At 66.1% G+C, this 24,064-nt stretch carries 23 protein-coding genes; 18 read left to right on the top strand and 5 right to left on the bottom strand.

Translation table 11 applies throughout. The annotated features are described in order from the left end of the window. Window positions 1-23 precede the first annotated feature (23 nt). On the top strand, window positions 24-887 hold the full coding sequence (locus FHT09_RS13940; protein ID WP_104538127.1) for a hypothetical protein: 864 nt from the start codon (window positions 24-26) through the stop codon (window positions 885-887). 81 nt (window positions 888-968) lie between these two features. Continuing rightward, window positions 969-1,928 carry an acetyl-CoA carboxylase carboxyltransferase subunit alpha gene (locus FHT09_RS13935; protein WP_104606323.1) on the top strand — a complete coding sequence of 320 codons (960 nt, stop codon included), beginning with the start codon at window positions 969-971 and terminating at the stop codon, window positions 1,926-1,928. Window positions 1,929-2,076: 148 nt separating this feature from the next. Here the strand turns inward: FHT09_RS13935 and FHT09_RS13930 are convergent, their stop codons facing one another. Further along, window positions 2,077-2,523, bottom strand: a complete 447-nt coding sequence (locus FHT09_RS13930) for a CopD family protein (protein WP_104606324.1) — start codon at window positions 2,521-2,523, stop codon at window positions 2,077-2,079. A gap of 74 nt (window positions 2,524-2,597) precedes the next feature. Here FHT09_RS13930 and FHT09_RS13925 point away from each other — a divergent pair, with 74 nt between their 5' ends. The 3 genes from FHT09_RS13925 (at window position 2,598) to FHT09_RS13915 (ending at window position 7,027) form a co-directional block, all read left to right on the top strand. Further along, window positions 2,598-3,200: a class I SAM-dependent methyltransferase gene (locus tag FHT09_RS13925; RefSeq protein ID WP_104606325.1), complete on the top strand. Its 603-nt coding sequence runs from the start codon at window positions 2,598-2,600 to the stop codon at window positions 3,198-3,200. A gap of 483 nt (window positions 3,201-3,683) precedes the next feature. Further along, on the top strand, window positions 3,684-4,991 hold the full coding sequence (locus FHT09_RS13920; protein ID WP_166775558.1) for a polyhydroxyalkanoate depolymerase: 1,308 nt from the start codon (window positions 3,684-3,686) through the stop codon (window positions 4,989-4,991). 476 nt (window positions 4,992-5,467) lie between these two features. Further along, complete coding sequence (locus tag FHT09_RS13915; RefSeq protein WP_104538808.1) at window positions 5,468-7,027, top strand: alginate export family protein; 1,560 nt, start codon at window positions 5,468-5,470, stop codon at window positions 7,025-7,027. A gap of 128 nt (window positions 7,028-7,155) precedes the next feature. Here FHT09_RS13915 and FHT09_RS13910 read toward each other — a convergent pair whose 3' ends face one another. Then, the gene (locus tag FHT09_RS13910; RefSeq protein WP_104606326.1) at window positions 7,156-8,514 is read right to left on the bottom strand and encodes a hypothetical protein; all 1,359 of its coding nucleotides are present in this window, start codon (window positions 8,512-8,514) and stop codon (window positions 7,156-7,158) included. A 155-nt stretch (window positions 8,515-8,669) separates the two neighbouring features. Between FHT09_RS13910 and FHT09_RS13905 the strand changes: the two genes are divergently transcribed. The 3 genes from FHT09_RS13905 (at window position 8,670) to FHT09_RS13895 (ending at window position 10,942) form a co-directional block, all read left to right on the top strand. Continuing rightward, entirely contained in the window at window positions 8,670-9,344 is a 675-nt protein-coding gene (locus FHT09_RS13905) for a DUF502 domain-containing protein (RefSeq protein ID WP_104538809.1), read from the top strand. 4 nt (window positions 9,345-9,348) lie between these two features. Next, window positions 9,349-10,125, top strand: a complete 777-nt coding sequence (locus FHT09_RS13900) for a queuosine precursor transporter (protein ID WP_104606327.1) — start codon at window positions 9,349-9,351, stop codon at window positions 10,123-10,125. Between the two features lie 214 nt (window positions 10,126-10,339). Beyond that, entirely contained in the window at window positions 10,340-10,942 is a 603-nt protein-coding gene (locus FHT09_RS13895; protein WP_181141333.1) for a LysE family translocator, read from the top strand. Here the strand turns inward: FHT09_RS13895 and FHT09_RS13890 are convergent. Further along, the gene (locus FHT09_RS13890; RefSeq protein ID WP_181141334.1) at window positions 10,906-11,739 is read right to left on the bottom strand and encodes an AraC family transcriptional regulator; all 834 of its coding nucleotides are present in this window, start codon (window positions 11,737-11,739) and stop codon (window positions 10,906-10,908) included. The genes FHT09_RS13895 and FHT09_RS13890 overlap by 37 nt on opposite strands. A 190-nt stretch (window positions 11,740-11,929) precedes the next feature. Here FHT09_RS13890 and FHT09_RS13885 point away from each other — a divergent pair, with 190 nt between their 5' ends. After that, window positions 11,930-13,870: a DUF885 family protein gene (locus FHT09_RS13885; RefSeq protein WP_104606330.1), complete on the top strand. Its 1,941-nt coding sequence runs from the start codon at window positions 11,930-11,932 to the stop codon at window positions 13,868-13,870. Between the two features lie 6 nt (window positions 13,871-13,876). Here the strand turns inward: FHT09_RS13885 and mmuM are convergent, their stop codons facing one another. Both mmuM and mmuP read right to left on the bottom strand, forming a co-directional pair. Continuing rightward, entirely contained in the window at window positions 13,877-14,839 is a 963-nt protein-coding gene (gene mmuM / locus FHT09_RS13880; RefSeq protein WP_104606331.1) for a homocysteine S-methyltransferase, read from the bottom strand. Continuing rightward, the gene (gene mmuP, locus FHT09_RS13875) at window positions 14,836-16,233 is read right to left on the bottom strand and encodes an S-methylmethionine permease (RefSeq protein WP_104606332.1); all 1,398 of its coding nucleotides are present in this window, start codon (window positions 16,231-16,233) and stop codon (window positions 14,836-14,838) included. Before mmuP ends, mmuM begins: the two co-directional genes overlap by 4 nt. Window positions 16,234-16,538: 305 nt before the next feature. On the opposite strand from mmuP, the gene FHT09_RS13870 reads away from it, so the two are divergent. The 9 genes from FHT09_RS13870 to FHT09_RS13830 all read left to right on the top strand — a co-directional run bounded on the left by FHT09_RS13870 (window position 16,539) and on the right by FHT09_RS13830 (window position 24,062). Then, window positions 16,539-16,928 (top strand): VOC family protein, encoded by a 390-nt coding sequence (locus tag FHT09_RS13870; protein ID WP_104561482.1) that lies wholly within the window; start codon window positions 16,539-16,541, stop codon window positions 16,926-16,928. Window positions 16,929-17,205: 277 nt separating this feature from the next. Next, window positions 17,206-17,655 (top strand): DUF2147 domain-containing protein, encoded by a 450-nt coding sequence (locus tag FHT09_RS13865; RefSeq protein WP_104538138.1) that lies wholly within the window; start codon window positions 17,206-17,208, stop codon window positions 17,653-17,655. Window positions 17,656-17,890: 235 nt separating this feature from the next. Next, window positions 17,891-19,978 carry a methionine--tRNA ligase gene (gene metG, locus FHT09_RS13860; protein ID WP_104606333.1) on the top strand — a complete coding sequence of 696 codons (2,088 nt, stop codon included), beginning with the start codon at window positions 17,891-17,893 and terminating at the stop codon, window positions 19,976-19,978. Window positions 19,979-20,155: 177 nt separating this feature from the next. Then, a complete protein-coding gene (locus FHT09_RS13855) occupies window positions 20,156-20,746 on the top strand; it encodes an HAD family hydrolase (protein ID WP_104538140.1) in 591 nt (196 codons plus the stop codon). Window position 20,747: 1 nt separating this feature from the next. Continuing rightward, window positions 20,748-21,179, top strand: coding sequence for an Rnf electron transport complex subunit RnfB (gene rnfB, locus FHT09_RS13850; RefSeq protein ID WP_104538141.1), 432 nt, complete (start codon window positions 20,748-20,750; stop codon window positions 21,177-21,179). 194 nt (window positions 21,180-21,373) lie between these two features. Further along, entirely contained in the window at window positions 21,374-22,162 is a 789-nt protein-coding gene (locus tag FHT09_RS13845) for a hypothetical protein (protein WP_104606334.1), read from the top strand. Between the two features lie 85 nt (window positions 22,163-22,247). Further along, window positions 22,248-22,616 (top strand): DUF4345 family protein, encoded by a 369-nt coding sequence (locus FHT09_RS13840; RefSeq protein WP_024940530.1) that lies wholly within the window; start codon window positions 22,248-22,250, stop codon window positions 22,614-22,616. Window positions 22,617-22,674: 58 nt separating this feature from the next. Beyond that, window positions 22,675-23,238: a sigma-70 family RNA polymerase sigma factor gene (locus tag FHT09_RS13835; protein WP_016903517.1), complete on the top strand. Its 564-nt coding sequence runs from the start codon at window positions 22,675-22,677 to the stop codon at window positions 23,236-23,238. Then, window positions 23,235-24,062, top strand: a complete 828-nt coding sequence (locus FHT09_RS13830; RefSeq protein ID WP_181141335.1) for an anti-sigma factor — start codon at window positions 23,235-23,237, stop codon at window positions 24,060-24,062. The genes FHT09_RS13835 and FHT09_RS13830 overlap by 4 nt, the downstream gene beginning before the upstream one ends. Window positions 24,063-24,064 lie beyond the last annotated feature (2 nt).

Below are 24,064 nucleotides of genomic sequence, written 5' to 3'. Positions count from 1 at the left end.
CCGCAACGATCGAGTCCTGTCACATGCGTTTTCCGTTCCTGCTCTCGTGCATGCTGCTGCTGGCCGCCTGCGGCAAGAGCCCGCAGACCTTCCACTTCGACAACCCGACTGGGCAGCCGCTGGCGCTGCAGGTGGACGGAAAGGCCCACCGCATCCCGGCGCACGCGGAGCTGGCGCTGGAGCTGGCGCCGGGCGCGCATACGCTGCAGAGCGCGCAGCTCGGGCGCGTGCCCTTCATCGTCTACGCCGACCACGACGGCGCACTGGTCAACCCGACCCTGTCCGACTACTACCTGGTCGACGAGGTCTACTGGACCGACCGCGCCCAGGCGGTCGAATTCAAAGGCGACGCCAAGGTCCAGGTGCAGGGCGTGGAGCTGACCGGCCGCTACGGCCAGGTCGATGACCTGTTCATCGCCAAGGACTGGGATTTCGATGTGCACACGCCGTTCCCGGAGACCGCCAGCGGCCAGGTCGACGGCAGCGGCGGCCGCCGCTTCCGCAAGATCTTCGCTGAAGACGCGTTCGTGGCGTACTTCGAGAGCACCCGGGGCGAGCCCGGCTACGTCGCCGCGCGGCGGCCGGCCGACTGGCACGCCCCGGCGCGCACGCCGACGCCGGACGCCGCCCGGCTGCCGCCGCTGGCGCCGGTGTTCGAGGCGCACGCCGGGCCGCTGCGCAAGCTGGTGGACGACTACCTGCACGCGACCGACCCAGCCGAACAGCGCCGCCTGCGCAAGCTGTACGTGCGTACCCAGATAGATTTCACCCATGCCACCGCCAGCCTGGGATCGCGCCTGCCGGTGATCGAGAACAAACGCCTGAACGACTTCGTCGGTGGCGTCAGCCGGATCATGAGCAGCGCCGCGCTGGTGCCGTCGCGCTGAGCGCTGCGACCGGACGGACGCGTACGGGCCGCACCCCGGCATTCGGCTACACTCCCCGCCTTACGTTGACGACACCACTGCATGAATCCTAACTACCTCGACTTCGAGCAACCCATCGCCGATTTGGAAGCAAAGATCCAGGAACTGCGCAAGGCCAGCACCGGTCCAGCAGTCAACGTGGACACCGAGGTGCGTGCGCTGCGCGACAAGCTGCGCGTGCGCACCGCACAGATCTTCCGCGACCTGTCTTCGTGGCAGATCTCGCAGCTGGCGCGCCACCCGCAGCGCCCGTACACGCTGGACTACATCGCCACCATCTGCGACGAATTCCAGGAGCTGGCCGGCGACCGCGCCTTCGCCGACGACAAGGCCATCGTCGGTGGCCTGGGCCGCATCGACGGCCGCCCGGTGGTGATCATCGGGCACCAGAAGGGTCGCGACACCAAGAGCAAGGTCGCCCGCAATTTCGGCATGCCGCGTCCGGAGGGCTATCGCAAGGCGCTGCGCCTGATGAAGCTGGCCGAGCGCTTCCGCCTGCCGCTACTGACCTTTATCGACACACCCGGCGCCTATCCGGGCATCGGCGCCGAAGAACGCGGCCAGTCCGAAGCGATCGCGCGCAACCTGCTGGAGATGGCCGAGCTGAAGATTCCGGTGATCTGCACCGTGATCGGCGAAGGCGGCTCCGGCGGCGCACTGGCGATCGGCGTCGGCGACCGCACCCTGATGCTGGAGTACGGCACCTATTCGGTGATTTCGCCCGAAGGCTGCGCCTCGATCCTGTGGAAGGACGCGGCCAAGGCCAAGGACGCGGCCGAGCAGCTCGGCTTGACCGCCAAGCGCCTGAAGGGTCTTGGTCTGGTCGACAAAGTGATCCGCGAACCCACCGGCGGCGCGCACCGCAACCCCGCGCAGATGGGCAAGCGCCTGAAGGCGGTACTGCTCAACGAACTGGAAGCGCTGGAAAAGCTGCCGGTGGAAGGCCTGCTGCAGCGTCGTTACGAGCGCCTGCGCAGCTACGGCGCCTACGAAGGCAATTGATCGGCGCGCTGTAGGCGCACCTGGATTACGGATGCTGGGATTGGGGATTCGTCGAAAGCGACGGCCCCGGTGATACACCGCGCTACGCTGGCAGCATCCGAAGCGGCGCCTGCCGTACTCCGCCCCGACCAACCCCTACATCCCAGCCTCAGAACGGCTTGGCCAGCACCAGCCAGATCACCCCGACCAGCAACACCACCGGCACTTCGTTGAACAGCCGCAAAGCGCGGCCGCTGGGCAGGCTGCGGCCCTGATCCACGCCCTTCAGCCAGCGCCCGGCCACGATGTAATGCGCCAGGATCAAGGCCACCGCAAACAGTTTTGCGTGCAGCCAGCCACCGGTCACCATCGTCGGGAAATCCGGAATCACCCGATAGCCCTGCCACAGCACCGCACCCAGCAGCAGCGCCAGCCCCAGCATGCTGTGGCCGAATGTGTAGAGGCGGCGCCCCATCAGCACCAGCCGCGTACGCACCGCCGGCTCGGCACCGGCTTCGGAGATATTGACCAGGATGCGTGGCAGGTAGAACACCGCCGCCATCCAGGCAATGACGAACAACAGATGGAAGGTCTTGATCCACAGATACAGGCTCATGTGCTGGCTTCGCTGGCTGGCGTAGGATGGCCCGCATTTTCACCTATCCGCTCACGTGAAAGCACCTGACGTCCATGTCCGAACCCGACGACAAACAGTACGACGCCCACTATTTCCGCCGCTGGTACCGGGATGCCGGACTGGCCGACCCTGCGCGCCTGCGACGCAAGGTCGCACTGGCGGTAAGCCAGGCCGAGTACTACCTGGAGCGCCCGATCCGCAGCGTGCTGGATATCGGTTGCGGCGAGGCGGCCTGGCGCGCGCCGTTGTTGGCGCTACGCCCCAAGCTCAGCTATCTGGGCTTCGACAGCAGCGCCTATGCAGTGCAGCGTTACGGACGCAGCCGGCAGATCCACCCTGCCCGCTTAGGCGATTTCGCCTGGCTGCGCCCGTGCGCGCCGGTGGATCTGCTGATCTGCTCGGACGTGCTGCATTACGTGCCCACGCGCGAGTTCAACCAGGGCCTGCCGGGGTTGGCCGAGATGTGCGCGGGCGTGGCATTTCTGGAGACCTTCGCCGAGGAAGACGCCTTCGAGGGCGACCACGATGGTTTTCAGGCGCGGCCGGCGCGCTGGTATCGGCACCGCTTCGCCAGCGTGGGGTTTGCCGCACTCGGTTCGCACTGCTGGTTGTCGCCGCAGTTGGCCGATGACGCGTCTGCGCTGGAGCGCGGCTGAGCAGGACGCGGCCCGGTTGAGCCGCGCACGACGAATGGCTTCGCCGCGCACCCTCACCCCAACCCCTCTCCCGCAGGAGAGGGGCTTTGCTTCACGCATCCCTCGCCCCGCAAGCAGAGGGACTCACTCCCTTCTCCCGCTGGGAGAAGGTGCCCCGCAGGGGCGGATGAGGGTAGGCGCGAAGCCTGGTGGAGATTGAGCGCTGATGAAGATTGAGTGCGCTGCGCCCCGCACCTCACTTCTTCCTCCCCTACAGGAGAGAGGCTCGTCCAGCAGGCCGTATGGTTCTGCGACGAATACGCGCTTTCGGCTCGCGCAGCCATCCGGATGATCGCCAGAGCGGCAACCAGATCGCGGCCAATCAAGGCGCTCACGCCTGCCATAGGTTGTATGACAGCCTCTACCGTCCGCAGCCCCATTAAGGTGCAAATGCGCCAAAGGGGGTATGCTGCGCGGCAGCAAAGAGCCGCACGGATGGGTGGAATGCTTTATCAATTGCACGAGCTGACCCGCAATCTGCTAGCCCCTTGGGTGCATCAGGCCCAGGCGAACGCCAAGATGTTCTCCGACCCCGACAGCCTGTGGGCCTCGCTCCCCGGTGCCGAACGTATGGCGGCCAGCAACGAGCTGTTCCATCGCCTGGGCAAGGAATACGAAAAGCCGGCCTGGGCGCTCGACGATGTCGAGGTCGACGGTCACTCGCTGCCGATCATCGAACGCGAGGTGCTGAGCAAGCCATTCTGCCGTCTGCTGCGCTTCAAGCGTTTCAGCGACCATGTCGAGCTGATCGGCACGATGAAGCAGCAGCCTGCCGTGCTGGTGGTGGCGCCGTTGTCCGGCCACCACGCCACGCTGCTGCGCGACACCGTGCGCACCCTGCTGCGCAACCACAAGGTCTATGTCACCGACTGGGTTGACGCGCGCATGGTGCCGCTGGAAGCCGGTGCCTTCCGGCTCGAGGACTACATCGGCTACATCCAGGAGTTCATCCGTCACATCGGCGCCGAGCGCCTGCATGTGGTGAGCGTGTGTCAGCCCACCGTGCCGGTGCTTGCGGCGGTGTCGTTGATGGCCACCAACGATGAGCCCACACCGCGCTCGCTGGTGATGATGGGCGGGCCGATCGATGCGCGCCGCAGCCCGACCCAGGTCAACAACCTGGCCACCGAGAATGGCATCGAGTGGTTCCAGAACAACCTGATCCACACCGTGCCGTTCCCGTATCCGGGCCATGGGCGGCAGGTGTATCCGGGCTTTTTGCAGCATGCCGGCTTCCTGTCGATGAACCCCAACCGGCACGTGATGTCGCATTGGGATTTCTATACTGATTTGGTCAAGGGCGACCTGCAGGATGCGCAAGCGCACCGGCAGTTCTACGACGAATACAACGCCGTGCTCGACATGCCGGCCGAGTATTACCTGGATACCATTCGCGTGGTGTTCCAGGACTTCCTGCTGCCGCAGGGCAAGTGGAAAGTGGACGGCCAGCTGGTCAAGCCGTCGGCGATCCGCAATACCGCACTGCTCAGTATCGAAGGCGAACTGGACGACATCGCCGGCCTTGGCCAGACCGAAGCGGTGCACGATCTGTGCACCGGGATCGATGCGGCGCATCGTCGTCATCTGGTGGTGGAAGGTGCCGGTCACTACGGCATCTTCAGCGGCCGTCGCTGGCGCGAAGTGGTGTACCCGCAGGTGCGCGAATTCATCGCTCGCTACGATGCCGACCCGGTGGGCAGCCGCGACCCCGCCACCGTCACCCCGATCCGCAGGCGCGGCAAACGCGCCTGATCGGCCGACAAAAACGCCCCTTGATCGAGATCGATCAAGGGGCGTTTTTTATGCGCAGATTTTGGTTCGAGTAAAGACAGCGCACTGCGTGGCAACGTGCACGGCGCCCGCACCAGACAGTTTGCCGGTCGCGTTATTGAAACTGCTTGCCACCACGCACACCGACCATCTCGACTGGCCCTTGCCCGCCCCCCTCGCGGGACCTTACGCGGCAGGGATGCCGCGTAAGAGCCTTATGTGTTCGCCGATGGCCTTATTGCCGGTGTGCCGAATCATTTCTTGAGAGTGGCCCACTGCCGAGCAAGCGTGCTCTACCGATCGTCCATTCTCGATTCCCCACTCCCGGCTCCATCAACGCGCTCATGTGCTTAGAACCATTGGGTTACTCCCTTTGCCGCAGCGCTCCACTACAGTCATTGCCCACTGGGCCGATACCACTCGCCCAGACGACTCACTTTTTTCGATAGGGCGACATGATGCGACTTGCACGCTTGGCACAGCCGGCCATGGCTGTAACTTCCTCTGGTGCCACCCGGCGCCTGTGCTTGGCGATCGGGTTATCACTGCCGGGACTGGCGTTTGCGCAGGTGCAGACCGCGCCGGTCACTGCCGAGCGGGCCCAGCCGGAGCCGGTGAAAGCTGCGCCTGCCGTTCCTGCAGCGCCCGCCGCCGCGAAGGGTTATCCGCTGGAGGCGCAGGGCTGGGGAGCCAAGCAGGGCGGCAACATGTGGCAGGTGCGTTGGGCCGAGGACTGGTCGTATCTGAGGGACCCGTCCAAGCGCAAGAGCCCGTTCGATCCGCTCAAGTACATTCCGTTCAATGAGTCGGGCGATGTGTATGTCTCGCTCAGCAACGAATTACGCGTGCGCAGCAACACCATCACCAACCCCGGTTTGATTCCCGGCAGCCATTCGCAGCAGCAGTATCTGTTGCGCGCGTTCTTCGGCGCCGACTTCCATGTCGGCGAGCACTTCCGCCTGTACACGGAACTGGCGCACGGCAGCCTGGATGGACGCAACGAAGGTGCCAAGACCGGCACGCAGGAAAACAACGCAATCCTGCAGCAGGTGTTCTTCGATGTGAAAGGACGGATCAAAGATACCGATCTGGGCCTGCGTGTCGGCCGTCAGGTGTTTGTCGATGGCCCCACCACGCTGATGGCATTGCGCGACAACACCGATATCTTCGTGACCTTCAACGGCGTACGCGCCTGGGCGATCGGCGAAAAGACCCGTGTGGACGTGTTCGATTTCAACTTCAACCTGGATGGCACCGAAGGCCTGGGCGACGATCGCATCGACCGCTCGCGGCATTTCCGCGGCGTGGTCGGCGGCTATCGCATGCCGACCGCCAAGCCGATGTATCTGGAGCCGTTCTTCTACCAGTTCCGCAACGACAATCAGGTCTGGGGCCGGCAGACCGCCGAAGAAAACCGCAACTATTACGGCCTGCGCCTGTGGGGCAATGTGGGCAAGCTGCGTACCGACTCGTTCGTGACCGTGCAGCGCGGCAGCTACGGCGGGCGCGATCTGCGTGCCTACATGGCCAGCACCTCCAACGCCTGGTCGCTGAGCGAATCGGGCTGGAAACCGCGCCTGGGCTTCCACAGCGAAATCGCTTCCGGCGGCGGTGGCACCTCCGGCACCGGCACGCTGCGCAACAACAACTTCCTGTACGGCAATACGATCTACTTCAGCTGGGCGACGTTCTTCGGCCCGGTCAACCTGGTCACTGCTGCGCCCACGTTCACCTTCTCGCCCACCTCCAAGATCACCGTGAACCTGGAATGGGAAACCTTGTGGCGCCAGACCACCAGCGATGCGATCTACAACAACCAGGCACGCGCCTACGCCCGCACGCAGAGCACCGGCGAGCGCCGCATCGGCACCATGCCGCGCATCAATGCCACCTGGAACATCGACCCGAACTGGTCGGTGACCTTCCGCGCCGAACACCTGATGGCCGGGCCTGCGCTCGAAAAGGCCGGTTACGGCGATTCGACCTTCGTGATGGGCTGGTTGAACTTCCGGTTCTAAGCAGGGGCATCACGCTGACGTGGTGACTGACAACGCCACCCGGAATCCGTTCCTGGGTGGCGTTGTCCGTTATGCAATCAGCGACGCGTGCTTGCCTGCACTGGTGTCCACTTCTGCAGCCGCAGGTGTCACGGCTTGCCCTGCATCGCCGCTGTCTGTGCCACCTGGCTTGCCGCCAATGGCATCTGCAGGTTGGCGTGATCGCTGCGCGCGTAACGCGGCAGCTCTAGCGTCTTTCCATCTTCGCCCGCGGTGATGTCGCGCCCTGGTCGGATCAGCGTGGCGGGCAGTTGATCCAAGCGCTGCGCCAGCGTCTGTTGCTCGGCGGGATGCGCACGTAGCCACAGCACTGCGGAGGTCAGCCGCGTTGTCGCGGCCAGATCCTGCAACTGCCATTGATACTGCGCGCTATCCATATGCTCCACGTCGGCGAACACGCAGCCTATTGCGTTTGCGACGCAGGCGAAGGTCACTGTTGGCGCGGCAGGTATGGCACTGGTGGGCACCTTGCGGTCCTGCGCCAGCTGCGTGCGCACGTCGGTGTGACAGGCCCAGGTGTAATGCGGCGCGGTCAGTGCACGGGTTCGTTCAACGTCCAGCAGCGGCGGTACCAACCTGTCGTACCAGCGCAGCTGCTCGCTGCCGGCTTCGACGACCGCGCGGTAATTGGCGCTGACCAAGCGTGCTTCGCCGCGTAGCCCCCCACACAGGCTGGTCTCATCTATCGTCAACGGCGCAAATGCCGCTTGGCAATGCGCAGGTAACGGCTGGGTGGACGGCAGCTCGCTCAGCATGCCGGTGAACAACTCGGCGTTACCGCGCAACATGGCTGCCCCGATCATCGTCGCGATCAGTGTGTCCTGACCGCGCAGCAGCACGCGCGCCACCTGTGCGTCCGCACACACGCCGGACAACGCAGCCTGCTGGCGGCCCTGGACGAAGTCCAGCGCGTGCTGAGTCATCGGCAAACTCAACCCCTGCAACTCCGGCAGCGGTGTGTCGGCACGGGTCGGAAACAGATTGCGGTAGTAAGCATGCGATGACAGCGTAGCGGCGCGCTGCAGCAGCGGTGCCTGTGACATCAGCGCATCGGCATAGGCTTGGGGTTGAGCGCGCACCTTGTCCAGGCAGTCTGGGGTGGACCAGTTGCACTTGGGTGGCGCGGCGGCTGGCCACCGCGGCGTGCGCGGATAGCGCGCTGCGTCGCTGACAAAACCGGCCGCAGTCGTGACGTTCGCAAACCGCTGCAGATCGCGTGCCATCACCACGTCCTGTTCGGTAGCCGGCACGGCATACGGCAGCAACCAGAGTGCAGCAAATAGATTCGAGCCTGCCGGCGCTGCGGCTAGTGGTTGATCGATCTGCGCCAACGCCTGGCGCTGCGTATCCGGAATCGGCCAGCGCGCGGAGATCGCGTACAGGGCCGCCAGCAGGGCGATCAGGATGCATAGGCCCAGCAGGGCCGACTTGAGGAATTTGGCGAGCATGCGGGGGCAACCGTCCGTGGATGAGCTGCGCCATCTGAGAGCGGCCCGGACAGAGCCGCGAGTGGCATGGCGTCGATGCGCACTTGCCGCCTCCCCGGCGAACAAAGCGCGCCGCGCGCCTGCACCGGACGCGGCCGAATGCCTACAATGCGCGTATGTCCGAATCCCCCACTCCATCCACTCGCCCTTCCCTGCAACGCGTCTTTCTGACCGGTTTGCTCACCCTGCTGCCGGTCTGGTTGACCTGGGTGGTGGTGAAGTTCGTATTCTCGCTATTGTCGGGCATCAGCAGCCCGTGGGTGGTGCCGTTGTCCGAGCGCATCGCCGCCTCGTTTCCCGACTATCTGGGCTGGATCAAGGCGCTGTGGGTGCAGAACACCATCGCGCTGATCGCCACCGTGGGTGCGATCCTGTTCGTCGGCATCCTGAGCCGGCGCGTGATCGGTCAGCGTCTGCTGCGCTGGTTCGAGGCGATCATGCGGCGCATTCCATTGGCGAGCGTGGTGTACGACAGCGCGCGCAAATTGCTCGACATCCTGCAGACCCAGCCCGGCAGCACCCAGCGCGTGGTGCTGATCGACTTCCCGCACCGGGACATGAAGTCGGTCGGTCTGGTCACGCGGGTGATCAAGGAACAGGGCACCGGCCGCGAGCTGGCAGCGGTGTACGTGCCGACCACGCCCAACCCGACCTCCGGCTATCTGGAGATCGTGCCGGTGGAGCTGCTCACGCCCACAGACTGGAGCGTGGACCAGGCGATGAGCTTCATCATCTCCGGCGGCGCAGTGGCGCCCGAATCGGTGCCCTTTACCCGTACCGCGGATCGCTAAAGCCATGACACAGGTGCGCACCCTCGACGATCGTGCGGTTCGCCTGTTCATTGCGCTGGCCGCGTTCTTCTGCGTCAACGCGGCATTGGCCGAGTTCATCGGGGTCAAGATCTTCGCGCTGGAAGACACCCTCGGCATCGCGCCGTTGAACTGGAACCTGTTCGGCCAGACCGGCTCGCTCAGCTTCACCGCCGGCACCTTGTTGTGGCCGGTGGTGTTCATCATGACCGACACCATCAACGAGTTCTTCGGCAGCCGCGGGGTGCGTTTCATCTCGTGGGTGGCGGTGGCGCTGATCGGCTACGGCTTCGTGTTTGCGTTCGCCGCCATCGCATTGGCGCCGGCAGGTTGGTGGGTCACTGCGGCGCAGAACCAGGGCGTGCCCGACTACCAGGCTGCCTTTGCAGCGGTGTTCGGCCAGGGACTTTGGACGATCGGCGGCTCGCTGGTGGCCTTCCTGTTCGGCCAGTTGATCGATGTGTCGGTGTTCCACCGCATCCGCCGCGCCACCGGCGAAAAGCACGTATGGCTGCGCGCCACCGGCTCCACGGCGGTGTCGCAATTGGTGGACAGCTTCGTGGTGATCTACATCGCCTTCGTGCTCGGCCCGCAGCACTGGTCCATCGACCAGTTCCTGGCGGTGAGCACGCTCAACTACGTCTACAAGATGGGCTTTGCGATCGCGCTGATCCCGCTGCTGTATCTGGCGCGCCGCGCCATCGGCGCATACCTGGGCGCCGAGCGCGCCGAGCAACTGCGCGAAGAAGCCGCCGCCGGCTGACAACGCAAAACCTGCCGGCCGCAGCGCTGCCAGGCGAGGGCCGGCGCCCGTGGCTTCCACTCGGCCTCATCGGTCCGGCATGTCGCCTGCCTGACGACCGCTCACTGCGTTTGCCGATCACGCAACGCCCGCAGCGACCGCCCATCGAAATTTTGTTCAATCCGTCGCTGCGGTCGCTGGCCATGCTGTTGCGCCCCGCTACGGATTCCGCGCCATGGACCATCTTGTCGCAATGGCCAGCTTCGCGCTGGTGTGCTCGATTTCGCCCGGGCCGGTCAACCTGGTCGCGCTGAGCACTGGCGCCAGCGCCGGCGTGCGTGCCGGGCACGGCCACGTGATCGGCGCCACCGTCGGCTTCGTCGCGCTGCTGCTGTTGGTTGGCATGGGACTGCAGCAGGTGCTGCTGCGCTGGCCGCTGCTCGGCCGTGCACTGCATCTGGCAGGGGTGGCGTTTCTGCTCTACATGGCCTGGCGCCTGCTGCACGACGATGGCGTCATCGAGACGGCCGGGGCGCGCCCGGCTGCCTCGTTCTGGACCGGTGCGGCGATGCAATGGCTCAACCCCAAGGCCTGGTTGGCGGCGACCTCCGGCGTTGCCCTGTATGCGACGGCAGGCACCACGCAACTGGCGGGGTTTGCGGCGTTGTATGCGCTGATCTGCTATCCCTCGCTGGGGTGCTGGTTGCTGGCCGGCGCCTTGCTGCGGCGGCACGTGCAGGTGCCAAGGCAGCTGCGGCGGTTGAACCGGGTGCTGGCCGCGCTGCTGGTGCTGAGCGCGGCCTATCTGTTGCTGGAATGGGGTACGGCATTGCGGTAACGCCCTGGCGTCACCGCCCAGGCACGTTTGAAGCTGCGCTGCAGGTGCGCCTGGTCGGCGTAGCCATGCGCATAGGCGACCTCGGCAATGTCACCGCCGCGCCGCAAGGCCTCGCGTGCACGCTGGAAACGGCAATCCAGCAGATACGCATGCGGGGTCAGTCCGTGCGCCTGACGAAAGCCGCGAATCAATCGCGGCGCCGGCATCCCCGCCAGCGTGCACAGCTCGCGCAGCGATACCGCACGTGCATGATGGGTCTGCAGATACTCGGCCACCCGCTGCATCGGCCCGGTATCGACCGCAAGCGCACGACTGAGCGGCTCCACATGCAGATGCAGCCGCGCCACGAACGCGATCAACGCGCTCTCGCGTGCCAGCGCATCGGCATGGCCATCGGTCAACACGGCATGCATGCGCTCGAAAGCGGCATAGGCCGCCGGGGTCTGGCACAACGGCGCTGCCAGCATGTGCACATCCGCATTGGCGGCCAGGCCGAGTGCGCGCTGTTGTTCGCGCAGCCACGCCACGTCCAGATACAGCATGCGGAACGACCAGTCCTGCTGCTGATCCGGATTGCAGGCATGCACATCGCCCGGGTTGATCAGGGTCAGCGACCGCGCCCCCACCTGCGCCTTCATGCGTCCATTGCGATAACGCGCAAGCCCGCGGTCGACCGCGCCCACCGACCATTGCTCGTGCGTATGCGCGGCGTAACACAGGCTGCGGCTGTTGACCACCTGGCGCAGTTCGACGAAGGGCAACGCCGGATCGCGCCAGAAACCCTGCCCACCCTGCACGGGCAGCTGCGTCCCGCATGTCGATTCATCCCTTGGCATATGCGCAAGCCTATCGCACTGCAACATGCCTGCGCGCCGCAGGCGTGCGCAGCGGGCTTCATGAATTCCAGGCGCGCCCCGTGCGCCGGATGGGTGGCCGGAACGGTGCGGATCGGGCAAGCTCCCCGCTCGCTTGTTCCCGGAGCCGGTAATGCCCCTCAGCTTTTCCCGCCTGCTGTCCCTGGCCCTGGCCGCCGTGCTGAGCCTGTCAGTGGCAGCGCCCGCCGATGCGGCCAAGAAGAAAACCGGCAAGGCACAGACCACGCAAACGCGCGCGAAGGCGAGCAAGGGCAAGAAGACCGCCAAGCCGGCGGCCAAGACCACCAAGGCCGCCAAGGGTGGCAAGGGCGCTAAGCCCAGGCCGCGTGCAGTGGCCGCCCCGGTGGTGCTGACCAAGGCGCAGCAGCTCAACCTGCTCTACGACCAGTACTGGGATGCCTCGCTCAAGCTCAACCCGCTGCAGGCCACTTTCCAGGGCGAGACCCGCTACAACGACCAGTTGCCCAACTTCCTGTCGCCGGCGTTCCGGCAGCAGTCGCACGACTTCACTGTGCTGTGGCTGGGCAAGGCCGAGGCGCTGGGGCCGGACGGGCTGAGCGGGCAGGACCTGCTGAGCTACCAGATCTTCGTGCGCGATGCGCGCAGCGCACTGGCGGCCGAGCAGTTCCCCAGCTGGATGCTGCCGATCAACCAGTTCTACAACATCGCCAGCATCGCGGTGGTGCTGGGCTCGGGCACCGGCGCGCAGCCGTTCAAGACGGTCAAGGACTACGACAACTGGTCGCGGCGCGCGGTGGGCATCCCGGACCTGTTCGACCAGGCCATCACCAACATGCGGGCCGGCATGCAGGCCGGCGTGGTGCAGCCGAAGGTGCTGATGCAGAAGGTGCTGCCGCAGCTGGACGCGATCATCGCGCGCAATGCCGAAGACAGCCTGTTCTGGGGCCCGGTGCGCAACCTGCCGGCAGACATGCCCGAGGCCGACAAGCAGCGCATCACCGCCGAATACAAGCGGCTGATCGAAGTGCGGATCATGCCGGCGTACCGGGCCTTGCGCGGCTTCATCGCCACCGAGTACCTGCCGGCCTGCCGTGACACCGACGGCCTGACCGCGCTGCCCAATGGCGCGGCCTGGTACGCCTACGACGTGCGCCAGAGCACCACCTCCGACCTGACTCCGGAACAGATCCATCAGATCGGTCTGAGCGAGGTCGCGCGCCTGCAGGCAGAGATCACCGCGCTGGCCAAGCAGGTCAGGTTCCGCGGCAACCTGCCCAAGTTCTACAAGTTCATGCAGACCGACAGGCGCTTCGCGTTCCGCAGCGAAACCGAATTGCTGGGCTATTACCGTGGCCTGCAGGGACGCGTGCAAACTGCGGTGCCGCGCCTGTTCGATGTCCAGGGCATGCCGGCCCTGGAAGTACGCGTGGTGGAACCGCAGCGCGCGCAGTCGGCCGCCAGCGGCTCGTACATGCGCCCCAGCGGCGACGGCAGCACACCGGGCGTGTTCTACGTCAACACCTCCGACCTGGACGCGCGCAAGACCTGGGAGACCGAAAGCCTGTATCTGCACGAGGCCATCCCCGGCCATCACTTCCAGCTCGGGCTGCAGCAGCGGCTGACCGACCTGCCCAAGTTCCGCCGCCTGGGCGGGGAGACCGCGTATATCGAGGGCTGGGGGCTGTATGCCGAATCGCTGGGCCGCGACCTGGGCCTGTATCAGGACCCGTACAACTACTACGGCTATCTGCAGAATGCGTTGTGGCGCTCGATTCGCCTGGTCACCGACACCGGCCTGCACAGCAAGGGCTGGACCCGCACGCAGGCGATCGACTACATGCTCGACAACTCGGCCATGACCCGGACCGATGCCGAGGCCGAGGTGGACCGCTACATGGCCATCCCCGGCCAGGCGCTGTCGTACAAGGTCGGCGAGATGAAGATCGCGCAGTTGCGCGAGCAGGCGCAACGCGAACTGGGCCCGCGCTTCGATGTGCGCGCCTTCCACACCGAAGTACTCAAGGACGGCTCGGTGCCGCTGGATATCCTGCAGGACAAGATCCAGCGCTGGATCGCCACGCAGAAGGGCTGACCCCGCTCAGCCTGCCACCCGCGCGCGCGCCAGCGCGGCGATATCGCGCGGTGTGGTGCGGCAGCAACCGCCGATCAGCCGCGCGCCGGCCGCCAGCCACTGCGCATGCTGATCGGCCAGGGTGCATGCGACCGTGCTGCCGGCGTGCCACTGTTTCGCGTCGGCATCGTAGTGCTCGCCAGAATTGGGATACACCACCAGCGGCAGTGCCGTCAGCGCTGACAGCGTCTGCAACGCGGCGGTGACCTGATCCAGCGCGATGCAGTTGACACCCACCGCGATCACCTGCGCGCAGGCATCCAGCGCAGGCACGACTTGCGTCAGCGCGGTGCCATCGCTCAGATGCGCCGCATCGCGCAAGGTGAACGAAAACCACGCATGCAGGTGCGGAAATTCCTCCAGCAGCAGGCGCAGCGCGGCGATCTCGTTGGCCGACGGCAGCGTCTCGCAAGCCAGCACATCCACCCCCGCCTCGGCCAACGCGGCGATGCGCGGGCGATGGAAGTCCAGCAGTTGCGCCAGCGGCAGGGCGTAATCGCCGCGGTATTCCGAGCCATCGGCCAGGTATGCGCCATACGGCCCGACCGACCCGGCCACCCATAACGGCGCGTCCTGCGGTCGCGCCTGCAGATGATCGGCACGCGCCTGCGCGGCCAGGGCCACGCTGCGTGCGATCAGCGCCTGCGATTGCGCCAGGTCCAGCCCGCGCGCGGCAAAGCCCAGCGGCGTGGCCTGGTAGCTGGCGGTGATGGCGCACTGCGCGCCGGCAGCGAAATAGTCGCGGTGCACCTGATAGATCAGCTCCGGCTGCTCCATCAGCACGCGCGCTGACCACAGCGCATCGTTGAGATGGCAGCCACGCTGCTCCAGTTCGGTGGCGAGCGCGCCATCCAGCAGCACGTAGCCGTCATGCTGCATTGCCTGGCTGAAAGGTGCACCGGCGCGCGGCTGGCGGGGGAGAATCGTCATGCGGGTTGCCTCCTGCTCGCAAGCCATTGGGTAAGTGCGTAGGCGCCGTAGCACAGCGCCACAAACGGGATGCCGCACCACAGCGCAATACGCTGCTGCGGATCGAATGCCAGCCCGATGCAGGCCAGCAGACAGAGCGCAAAACCCAGTAGCGGTGTCCACGGATACCACGGCGCGCGATAGGCCAGGCTCTCCGGCGCGATGCCGTCGCGCAGCAACTGGCGACGGAAACGATAGTGCGAGGCGCAGATGCTCAACCACACCACCACCACCGCAAAGCCGGACACCGCCGAAATCGCCACGAACACGGTGTCTGCCGCGTAGACGCCGGTGAGCAGCGCCAACAGGCCGCCCAACATGCTCAGTACCAAGGCAGGCAACGGAATGCCGCGACGGGTCAGGCGTGCCAGCCGCGCAGGCAGCGTGCCTTCGTTGGCCAGCGACCACAGCATGCGCGCGGCCGCATACAGGCCGGAATTGGCCGCCGACAAAATCGCGGTCAGGATCACCGCATTCAACACATCGGCCGCATACGGGATGCCCAGCAACGCGAACGCGCGCACGAACGGGCTGGTGTCCACGGCTGCCTGCTCGGCCGGCAGCAACGCGGCCAGCACCAGCACGGTGCCGACGAACAGCACCACCAGCCGCACCAGCGTGGTGCGGATCGCCAGCGGAATCGCACGCGCCGGCTGCGCGGTTTCGCCAGCGGCCACACCGATCAACTCGGTGCCGGAGAAGGCGAAGTTCACTGCCACCATCGTCATCAGGATCGGCAGCGTGCCTTGCGCGAACCAGCCGTCGGCGCGCAGGTGGCGCAGTCCGGGTGCCGGCGACCCATCGGCCAACGGCAGCACGCCGATCACCGCCGCCCCGCCAAGCACGATGAACAGCACAATCGTGATCACCTTGATCAGCGAGAACCAGAATTCGCCTTCGGCAAACCAGCGCGCCGACACCGTGTTCAAGCCGAAGATCAGCGCGCAGAACAACAGGCACCACGGCCATGCCGGTGTGTGCGGAAACCAGTACTGCATGCAGAACGCCGCCGCGGTCAGGCTCGAGCCCAGCGCCACCGTCCAGGTCAGCCAGTACAACCACGCCACCACGTACCCGGTGGCCGGGCCGAGATACCGCGCGGCATACACATGGAAGGCGCCGGTCTGCGGCATCGCCACCGCCAACTCGCCCAGGCACTGCATCACCAGGTACACCACCAGCGCGCCGATCAGATAGGCGATCACCGTGCCGAGCGCGCCGGTGCTGGCGATGATGTAACCCGTGTTGAAGAACAACCCGGTGCCGATCACGCCGCCCAGCGACAACATCACCAGATGGCGCACCTGCATGCTGCGCTGGAACTGCGGTGCGGCGGTGGACGACGGCTCGGGCATCGGCGTGTCTGATCGGTGGCAACGCATCCTGCCATGCGCAGCCAGGCGAGCGCAGCCATGCGATGACTAGCCGTGACGGTGCACCGGCGTGCAACGACCCGCGGGTATGCTTGCGTGCTGCTCATCCGGAAGGTCGCCATGCCGCACGCCCTGCAACCACCCATGCATGCGAAGACGTATTGCTCGACCAGCGCGGTGTTGCCCACACGCGCACCGCGTAGCACCGCCGCTGCGCGCCACGCATCGGCGCTCGCCGACAGTTTCGGCGCGTCGCAGCAGATGCCGCAGCGCTTGCGAGGTGCCGCATGAAGCTCGCCGGCATCCACCACGTGGCGATCATCGCCGGCGACTACGCGGTGTCCAAACGGTTCTACTGCGACATCCTGGGCCTGCGGGTGCTCGATGAGCATTACCGGCAGGCGCGCGATTCCTGGAAGCTGGACCTGGCATTGCCCGATGGCGGCCAGATCGAGCTGTTCTCGTTTCCCGCCGCACCGCTGCGCCCCAGCCGCCCGGAAGCGCGCGGCCTGCGCCATCTCGCCTTCCGCGTCGAGGATCTGGACGCGGCCGTGGCGCATCTCACTGCGCACGGCGTGGCCACCGAAGACATCCGCATCGACGAGTACACCGGCCGCCGCTTCACCTTCTTCGCCGACCCGGATGACCTGCCGCTGGAGTTGTACGAAGTGGGTTAGGCCAAGACCTGTGGAGCATCGACGCCTGTCGACGACAGGCCTGAGGCAGGTTGAAAGCGATCCGCGCGGCATGCAGGGGATGTCGATGCGGACCTCAAGATCGGCAGTATTCGGCCGCTGTCACCCGCTGCAGTCACCGGAGGCACGGACGCACACAGCTCGTGGCCTCATTGCGCGCCCTCCAATTGAACGCTGCATCTTTCCGCCACCATACTCCACGGTATACATTCCGGTCAGGCCGTCGACGGCGGCCACAGCAATCCCTGGGAGGGGACACATGCGCAAGACCTTCAAGACCCTGATGCTGGCCCTGCCGCTGGCCGCCGCTTCGCTGCTGGCCCAGGCCGCCGATTCCCCGGTGGGCCGCTGGAAGACCATCGACGACGAAACCGGCAAGCCCAAGTCGGTGGTGCAGATCGAACAGCTCGGCAACGGCACGCTGAGCGGCAAGGTGGTCGACATCCTGCAGTCCAACCATGGGCCCAACCCGACCTGCGACAAGTGCGATGGCCCGCTCAAGGGCAAGCCGATCAAGGGCATGACCATCCTGTGGGGCCTCAAGCCCGACGGCACCGCGGTGTGGAGCGGCGGCTCGGTGCTCGACCCGGCCAAGGGCAAGACCTACAAGGCCAAGATCACCCTGACCGACGGCGGCAAGAAGCTGCAGATGCGCGGCTATGTCGGCATCGAAGCGTTGGGCCGTACTCAGACCTGGATTCGCGAATAGGTCACGAATCAGGAATCGGGATTGGGGAATCGGTAAGAGCAGGCGCCCGTGAGGGCGCCTTTTTTGCGTGTGTCCATCCTGACGCTACATGCGCGGCCAAAACACCTGCGCGCCTCGACAACACGGCAGCATGACCCTGCTTTGACCGATTCCCCAATCCCGATCCCCCATTCCCAGCCCCAATCCCGGCTCCCGACTAATGCGATAATCGGCTGTCCCCCGCATTACGCCTGCCATGACCCGCACCGCACTCGTCACCACCGCCCTGCCCTACGCCAACGGGCCGCTGCATCTTGGCCATCTGGTCGGCTATATCCAGGCCGATATCTGGGTGCGCGCGCGCCGGCTGCGCGGCGACAAGACCTGGTTCGTCTGCGCCGACGACACCCACGGCACGCCGATCATGCTCGCCGCCGAAAAGGCCGGGGTGACCCCGGAAGCCTTCATCGCCAACATCCAGGCAAGCCATGAGCGCGATTTCGCCGCGTTCGGGGTGACCTTCGATCATTACGATTCGACCAATTCACCGGTCAATCGCGAACTTACCGAGGCCTTCTACACCAGGCTGGAGGCCGCCGGTCACATCAGCCGTCGCTCGGTGGCGCAGTTCTACGACCCGGCCAAGGGCATGTTCCTGCCGGATCGCTACATCAAGGGCGTCTGCCCCAATTGCGGCAGCGCCGACCAGTACGGCGACAACTGCGAGGTCTGCGGCGCCACCTACGCGCCGACCGAGCTGAAAGACCCCAAGTCGGTGATCTCCGGCGCCACGCCGGAGCTGCGCGACTCGGAGCATTTTTTCTTCGAAGTGGGCCATTTCGACGGCTTCCTGCGGCAGTGGCTGGCCGGCGATGTGGCACTGCCCGGCGTCAAGGCCAAGCTGAGGGAATGGCTGGACACCGAAGGCGGCCTGCGCGCCTGGGACATCTCGCGCGATGCGCCGTATTTCGGCTTCCAGATTCCCGGCCAGCCGGGGAAGTATTTCTACGTGTGGCTGGACGCGCCGATCGGCTACCTGTGCAGCTTCAAGACGCTGTGCGCGCAGATGGGCGAGGATTTCCAAGCGCATCTGGCCGCCGGCACGCAGACCGAACTGCATCACTTCATCGGCAAGGACATCGTCAATTTCCACGGCCTGTTCTGGCCGGCGGTACTGCACGGCACCGGCCATCGCGCGCCGACCCGGCTGCACGTCAACGGCTACCTCACCGTGGACGGCGCCAAGATGTCCAAGTCGCGCGGCACCTTCGTGATGGCGCGGACCTTCCTGGACGTGGGCCTGGAACCGGAGGCGCTGCGCTACTACTTTGCGGCCAAATCCTCCGGCGGCGTGGACGATCTGGACCTGAATCTGGGCGATTTCATCGCGCGGGTGAACGCCGATCTGGTCGGCAAGTTCGTCAACCTGGCCAGCCGCTGCGCCGGCTTCATCGGCAAGCGCTTCGACGGCAAGCTGGCCGACGCCCTGCCCGACCCGGCACAGTACGACCGCTTCGTCGCCGCGCTGGCGCCGATCCGTGAGGCCTACGAGCGCAACGATGCGGCCAGCGCGATCCGCCAGACCATGGCGCTGGCCGACGAGGCCAACAAGTACATCGACGACACCAAGCCGTGGGTGATCGCCAAGCAGGACGGCGCCGATGCGCAACTGCAATCGGTGTGCACGCAGGGCCTGAACCTGTTCCGGATCCTGGTGGCCGCACTCAAGCCGATCCTGCCGCGCACCTGTGCCGAGGCCGAAGCCTTCCTGTCGGCACCGATGACCAGCTGGGAAGACGTCACCCGCCCGCTGACCGCGCACGTGATCCAGCCCTACACCGCCCTGTTCACCCGTATCGACCCCAAACTGATCGACGCCATGACCGACGCTTCAAAAGACACCATGGCCGCACCTGCGGCACCCGCTGTCACTACCGCCAAGCCTGCCCCGTCCAAGGCCGAGACGACGCCGGCGGCCGCTGCCAATCCCCAATCCCCGACCGCCACTTCCAACCTCATCGGCATCGACGATTTCGCCAAGCTCGACCTGCGCATCGGCAAGGTGCTGGTGTGCGAATTCGTGGAAGGCTCGGACAAGCTGCTGCGCTTCGAACTGGATGCGGGCGAACTGGGCAAGCGCCAGATCTTCTCGGGCATCCGCGCCAGCTATGGCGAACCGGAAGCGCTGGTCGGCCGCAGCGTGGTGTTCATCGCCAACCTGGCCCCGCGCAAGATGCGCTTCGGCATCAGCGAAGGCATGATCCTGTCGGCCGGCTTCGACGGCGGCGCGCTGGCACTGCTGGACGCCGATAGTGGTGCGCAGCCGGGGATGCCGGTGCGGTGAATCGGGAATCGGGAATCGGGAATCGTGGAAGCTACAGCTGGTTGTTGAGGGAGACCTGACACGAGTGCCTGGCCCGTCACCTCATCCGCCCTTCGGGGCACCTTCTCGCGGTGGGAGAAGGAACAGACGCTGCGCTTCCAACCAATCCCAACTCCCGACTCCCCAATCCCCGCTCCCATGCACCTGGCCCTGTTCGACTTCGACCACACCATCACCACCTGCGATAGCTATGCGCGCTTCCTGCGCAAGGTAGCCACGCCCGCGCAGCTGGCGTCGGCAAAGTGGCAGGTCGGTCCCTGGGTGCTGGGCTATCGGCTGGGCCTGGTATCGGCCGCCGCGCTGCGTGCGCGCGTGACGCGCATGGTGTTTTGCGGCCGTGCGCTGGACGAGATGATTGCGCATGGCACGGACTACGCACGCAGCGCACTGCCAGGCGTACTGCGTGCAGAGATGATGCAACGCATCGACTGGCACCAGGCGCAGGGGCATGAAGTGGTGCTGGTGTCCGGCTCGCTGGACCTGTATCTGCAGCCGTGGTGCGCCCAGCATGACCTGTCGTTGATCTGCAACAAGTTGGAACACCACGCCGGCGTGCTGAGCGGGCGCTATGCGGATGGCGATTGCGGTCCGCACAAGGCCGCACAGATCCGCCTGCGCTACGACCTGTCGCACTACGAATGCGTGCATGCCTACGGCGATAGCCGCGAGGACAAGCCGATGCTGGCGCTGGCGCAGCAGCGCTGGTATCGCGGCAACCTGCTGCACTGACATGCACATCGCGACGCCTGCCTCATCGCCCGATCTGGTCGAACGCCTCGACCGCCTGCTGCCGCAGACCCAGTGCGGCCAGTGCGGTTACGACGGCTGTCGCCCGTATGCGCAAGCCATGGCCAAGGGCCTGGCCGACGTCGATCACTGCCCGCCCGGCGGCGACGCCGGGGCACGCGCGTTGGCGCACGTGCTGCAGCGTCCTGCACGCCCGTACGACCGCAGCCGTGGCAGCCACACGCCGCCGCAGGTGGCCTGGATCGTGGAGGCCGACTGCATCGGCTGCACCAAATGCATCCAGGCCTGCCCGGTGGACGCCATCGTCGGCGGCGCCAAGCACATGCATACGGTGATCGCCGCGCTGTGCACCGGTTGCGAGCTGTGCCTGCCGGCCTGCCCGGTGGACTGCATCGCGCTGCATCCAGGCGGCTGAAACGCTGGCGAGTCGGCATGCAGCATCCGACCCAGCGCCGGCCAGGGTTGCGCGCATCGCACCGCGACGCCATCCATGACCAATGGCATCGGCCGCGAATGACGCCCTGTTTGTCGGGAACGTCCTGACGCGTCCGGCGCATCCGTGCTGCGGATGCGCTCGTATTGGTAGGCACTCCATCGAGGAATCCGCCGATGCGCCCACTCGCCGCCGCCCTTGCCGCGCTCGCCACCGTCTGCCGGCCGATTCCGCCGTTGTTGCTGCTGGTGCTGGGCGGCCTGCCGCTGAGTGCGGCTGCGGTCACCCGTGTGGATGGCGATGCCTTCGATGGCGACAGCGGCGCGCTGCGCTATCGCGAGGCGCACTGGCTGCTCGACGATGGCGGACGCGTGGTGCTGTATCGCTGCCCGGACGGGCGCCCGTTTGCGCGCAAGCTGATCGATGGCGGCGGCAGCTCGCCCGACTTCAGCCTGATCGACGGCCGCGATGGCTATCGCCAGGGCGTGCGGCAACGCAACGGCGTGCGCGAGATGTTCCAGCAGGAGCCCGGCAAGGCCGAGCAGCGCACGCCCTTGCCGGCCGACGACGGCCCGCGCGTGATCGATGCCGGCTTCGATGCCTACCTGCGCAACAACTGGGACGCGCTCGCCAGCGCGCCGCAACGCGTGGACTTCGTGCTGCCCAGCCTGCAACGCCAGCTGGCGTTCCGTGTCGAGCGCATCGGCGATACCGGCGGCGAGCGCCGGTTTCGCTTGAGCCTGGATGCCTGGTACGGCGCGGCGGTGCCCTCGCTCGAAGTGCGTTATGCCATCGCCGACAAGCGTCTGTTGCAATTCCGTGGCGTGGGCAATCTGCGCGACGACCACGGCCGCTATCCGCACGTACGCATCGTTTTTCCGGACACCGCTGCGCGTGCCGTCGGCGCCGATGAGCTGCGCCAGGCGCGCGAGCAGCCGCTGGCCAGGAGTTGCAGCGCCCCGTGACCCAGACACCTGCCATCTTCACGTTCGACCACACGCGGTTGCGTACAACGGCCCGGTCATCCCTTTCCCCTACAGGACCATCGCCATGGCCAAGGCCTACCTCTGGATCAACGCAGTGCTCTACGTCGTCCTGGCGATCTGGTGCACGCTCTCGCCGGCCAAGACCGCCAATGCCGTGGGTTACACCCAGCTCTCGCCGGCCGGGCAATCGGAATACCTGGTCATCTACGGCGGCCTGCAGCTGGGCATGGCGTTCCTGTTCGGCTACTTCGCATGGATCGATCAACCGCGCACCGGCCTGCTGGTCGCACTCGCGTTCTACGTGCCGATCGTGCTGTTCCGCAGCGTCTCGCTGGCACGCCTGTGGCCGGTCTCCGCACCCACGGTGGCATTGGCAGGGGTCGAGATCCTGTTGCTGCTCGCGGCAGTGCTACTGTGGTTTCAGCGCAAGTGAAGGACAGCATCAGCACAGTCCGGTAGCATCGCCCTCACCTCAAAAAACGCCCGACCGCATGAGTGCCATCCCTGGCCACGACGACGATGAAGCCGGACGACTGCTGACCGCCACTGCGGGCGGCGACCGGCATGCTTTCGAGGCGCTGTACCGGCAGACCTCGCCCAAACTGTTCGGGGTTTGCCTGCGCATGATCCCGCAACGTGCCGAAGCCGAAGAGGTGCTGCAGGACGTGTTCACGCTGATCTGGCACAAGGCCGGGCAGTTCGATCCCACCCGTGCACGCGGGCTCACCTGGTTGGCGATGATCGCGCGCAACAAGGCCATCGACCATCTGCGCGCCAATGCACCGCAACGCCGCAATGTGGCGCTGGACGATGCTGGCGAATTGCGCGCCGGCGATGCCTCGCCGCTGGAGCGCACCGAGCGCGCCAGCACGCGCCGCCGCATCGACCATTGCCTGGCCGAGCTGGAGCCGCCGCGCAGCGAATTGATCCGCACCGCGTTTTTCGACGGCATCACCTACGAAGAACTCGCCGCGCGCACCGACACACCGATCGGCACGGTCAAAAGCTGGATCCGCCGCGGCCTGGCCAAACTCAAGGCATGTCTGGAACGATGAGCACGCCCTTTCCCATCGACCAGGAACCGCCGCGCGACGTGCTGGCCGGCGAATACGTGCTGGGCCTGCTCAGCGCCGACCAGCGTCTGGCTGCCGAACAACGCGTCGCCACCGACGGCCAGTTCGCCCAGGCAGTGACGCAGTGGCAGGACCATCTTGCGCCGTTGCTGGACGAGATCGCCGCAGTGACGCCGCCCGGCCAGGTCTGGGCACGCATCCGCCAGACGCTGGGCTTCGATGCACCGTTGCACGCGGTAACCTCCGCGCCGTCGGCAAGTCCACCAAAGACAGCGGTGTGGAACAGAGTGCGGTTCTGGCGCTGGGCAAGCGCCGGTGGGCTGGCCACTGCTGCAGTGTGCGTGCTGGCGCTGTTGAACCTGCGCACGCCGCCGGCACCGGTGCAGCCGCCACCGGGCACTGGTCCGGTGGTGCAGACACCGGTCACGCCGCCTGCGACCACCGCGCCAGCAACCGGTATCGCGATGACCTCCACGCTGGCCACCGAAGACGGCCGCCCGGGTTATGTCGCCTTGATGGATGCCGACAAGCACACCATCACGGTGACGCCGCTGGACCGCACTGCCACCGCCGACAAGGTGCCCGAGTTGTGGCTGATCACGCCGGACGGCAAGGCGCATTCGATGGGTACCTTCGACGACCAGCGTGCACGCCGCGCGCAGATTCCCGATCAGCTGATGCCCATGCTCAGCAACGAGGCCATTCTGGCCGTCACGCTGGAGCCGCCAGGCGGCGCACCGGACGGCATTGCCACTGGCACCGTGGTGGCCAAGGGCGGCATCAGCACACTGGCAATGGCGCCCTGACC

The sequence above is a fragment of the Xanthomonas sp. CFBP 8152 genome, assembly GCF_014199025.1.
Classification (GTDB): Bacteria; Pseudomonadota; Gammaproteobacteria; order Xanthomonadales; family Xanthomonadaceae; genus Xanthomonas; species Xanthomonas arboricola_B.
The sequence above is the reverse complement of the archived record's forward strand: the minus strand, read 5'-3'. Positions and strand labels throughout refer to the sequence as shown.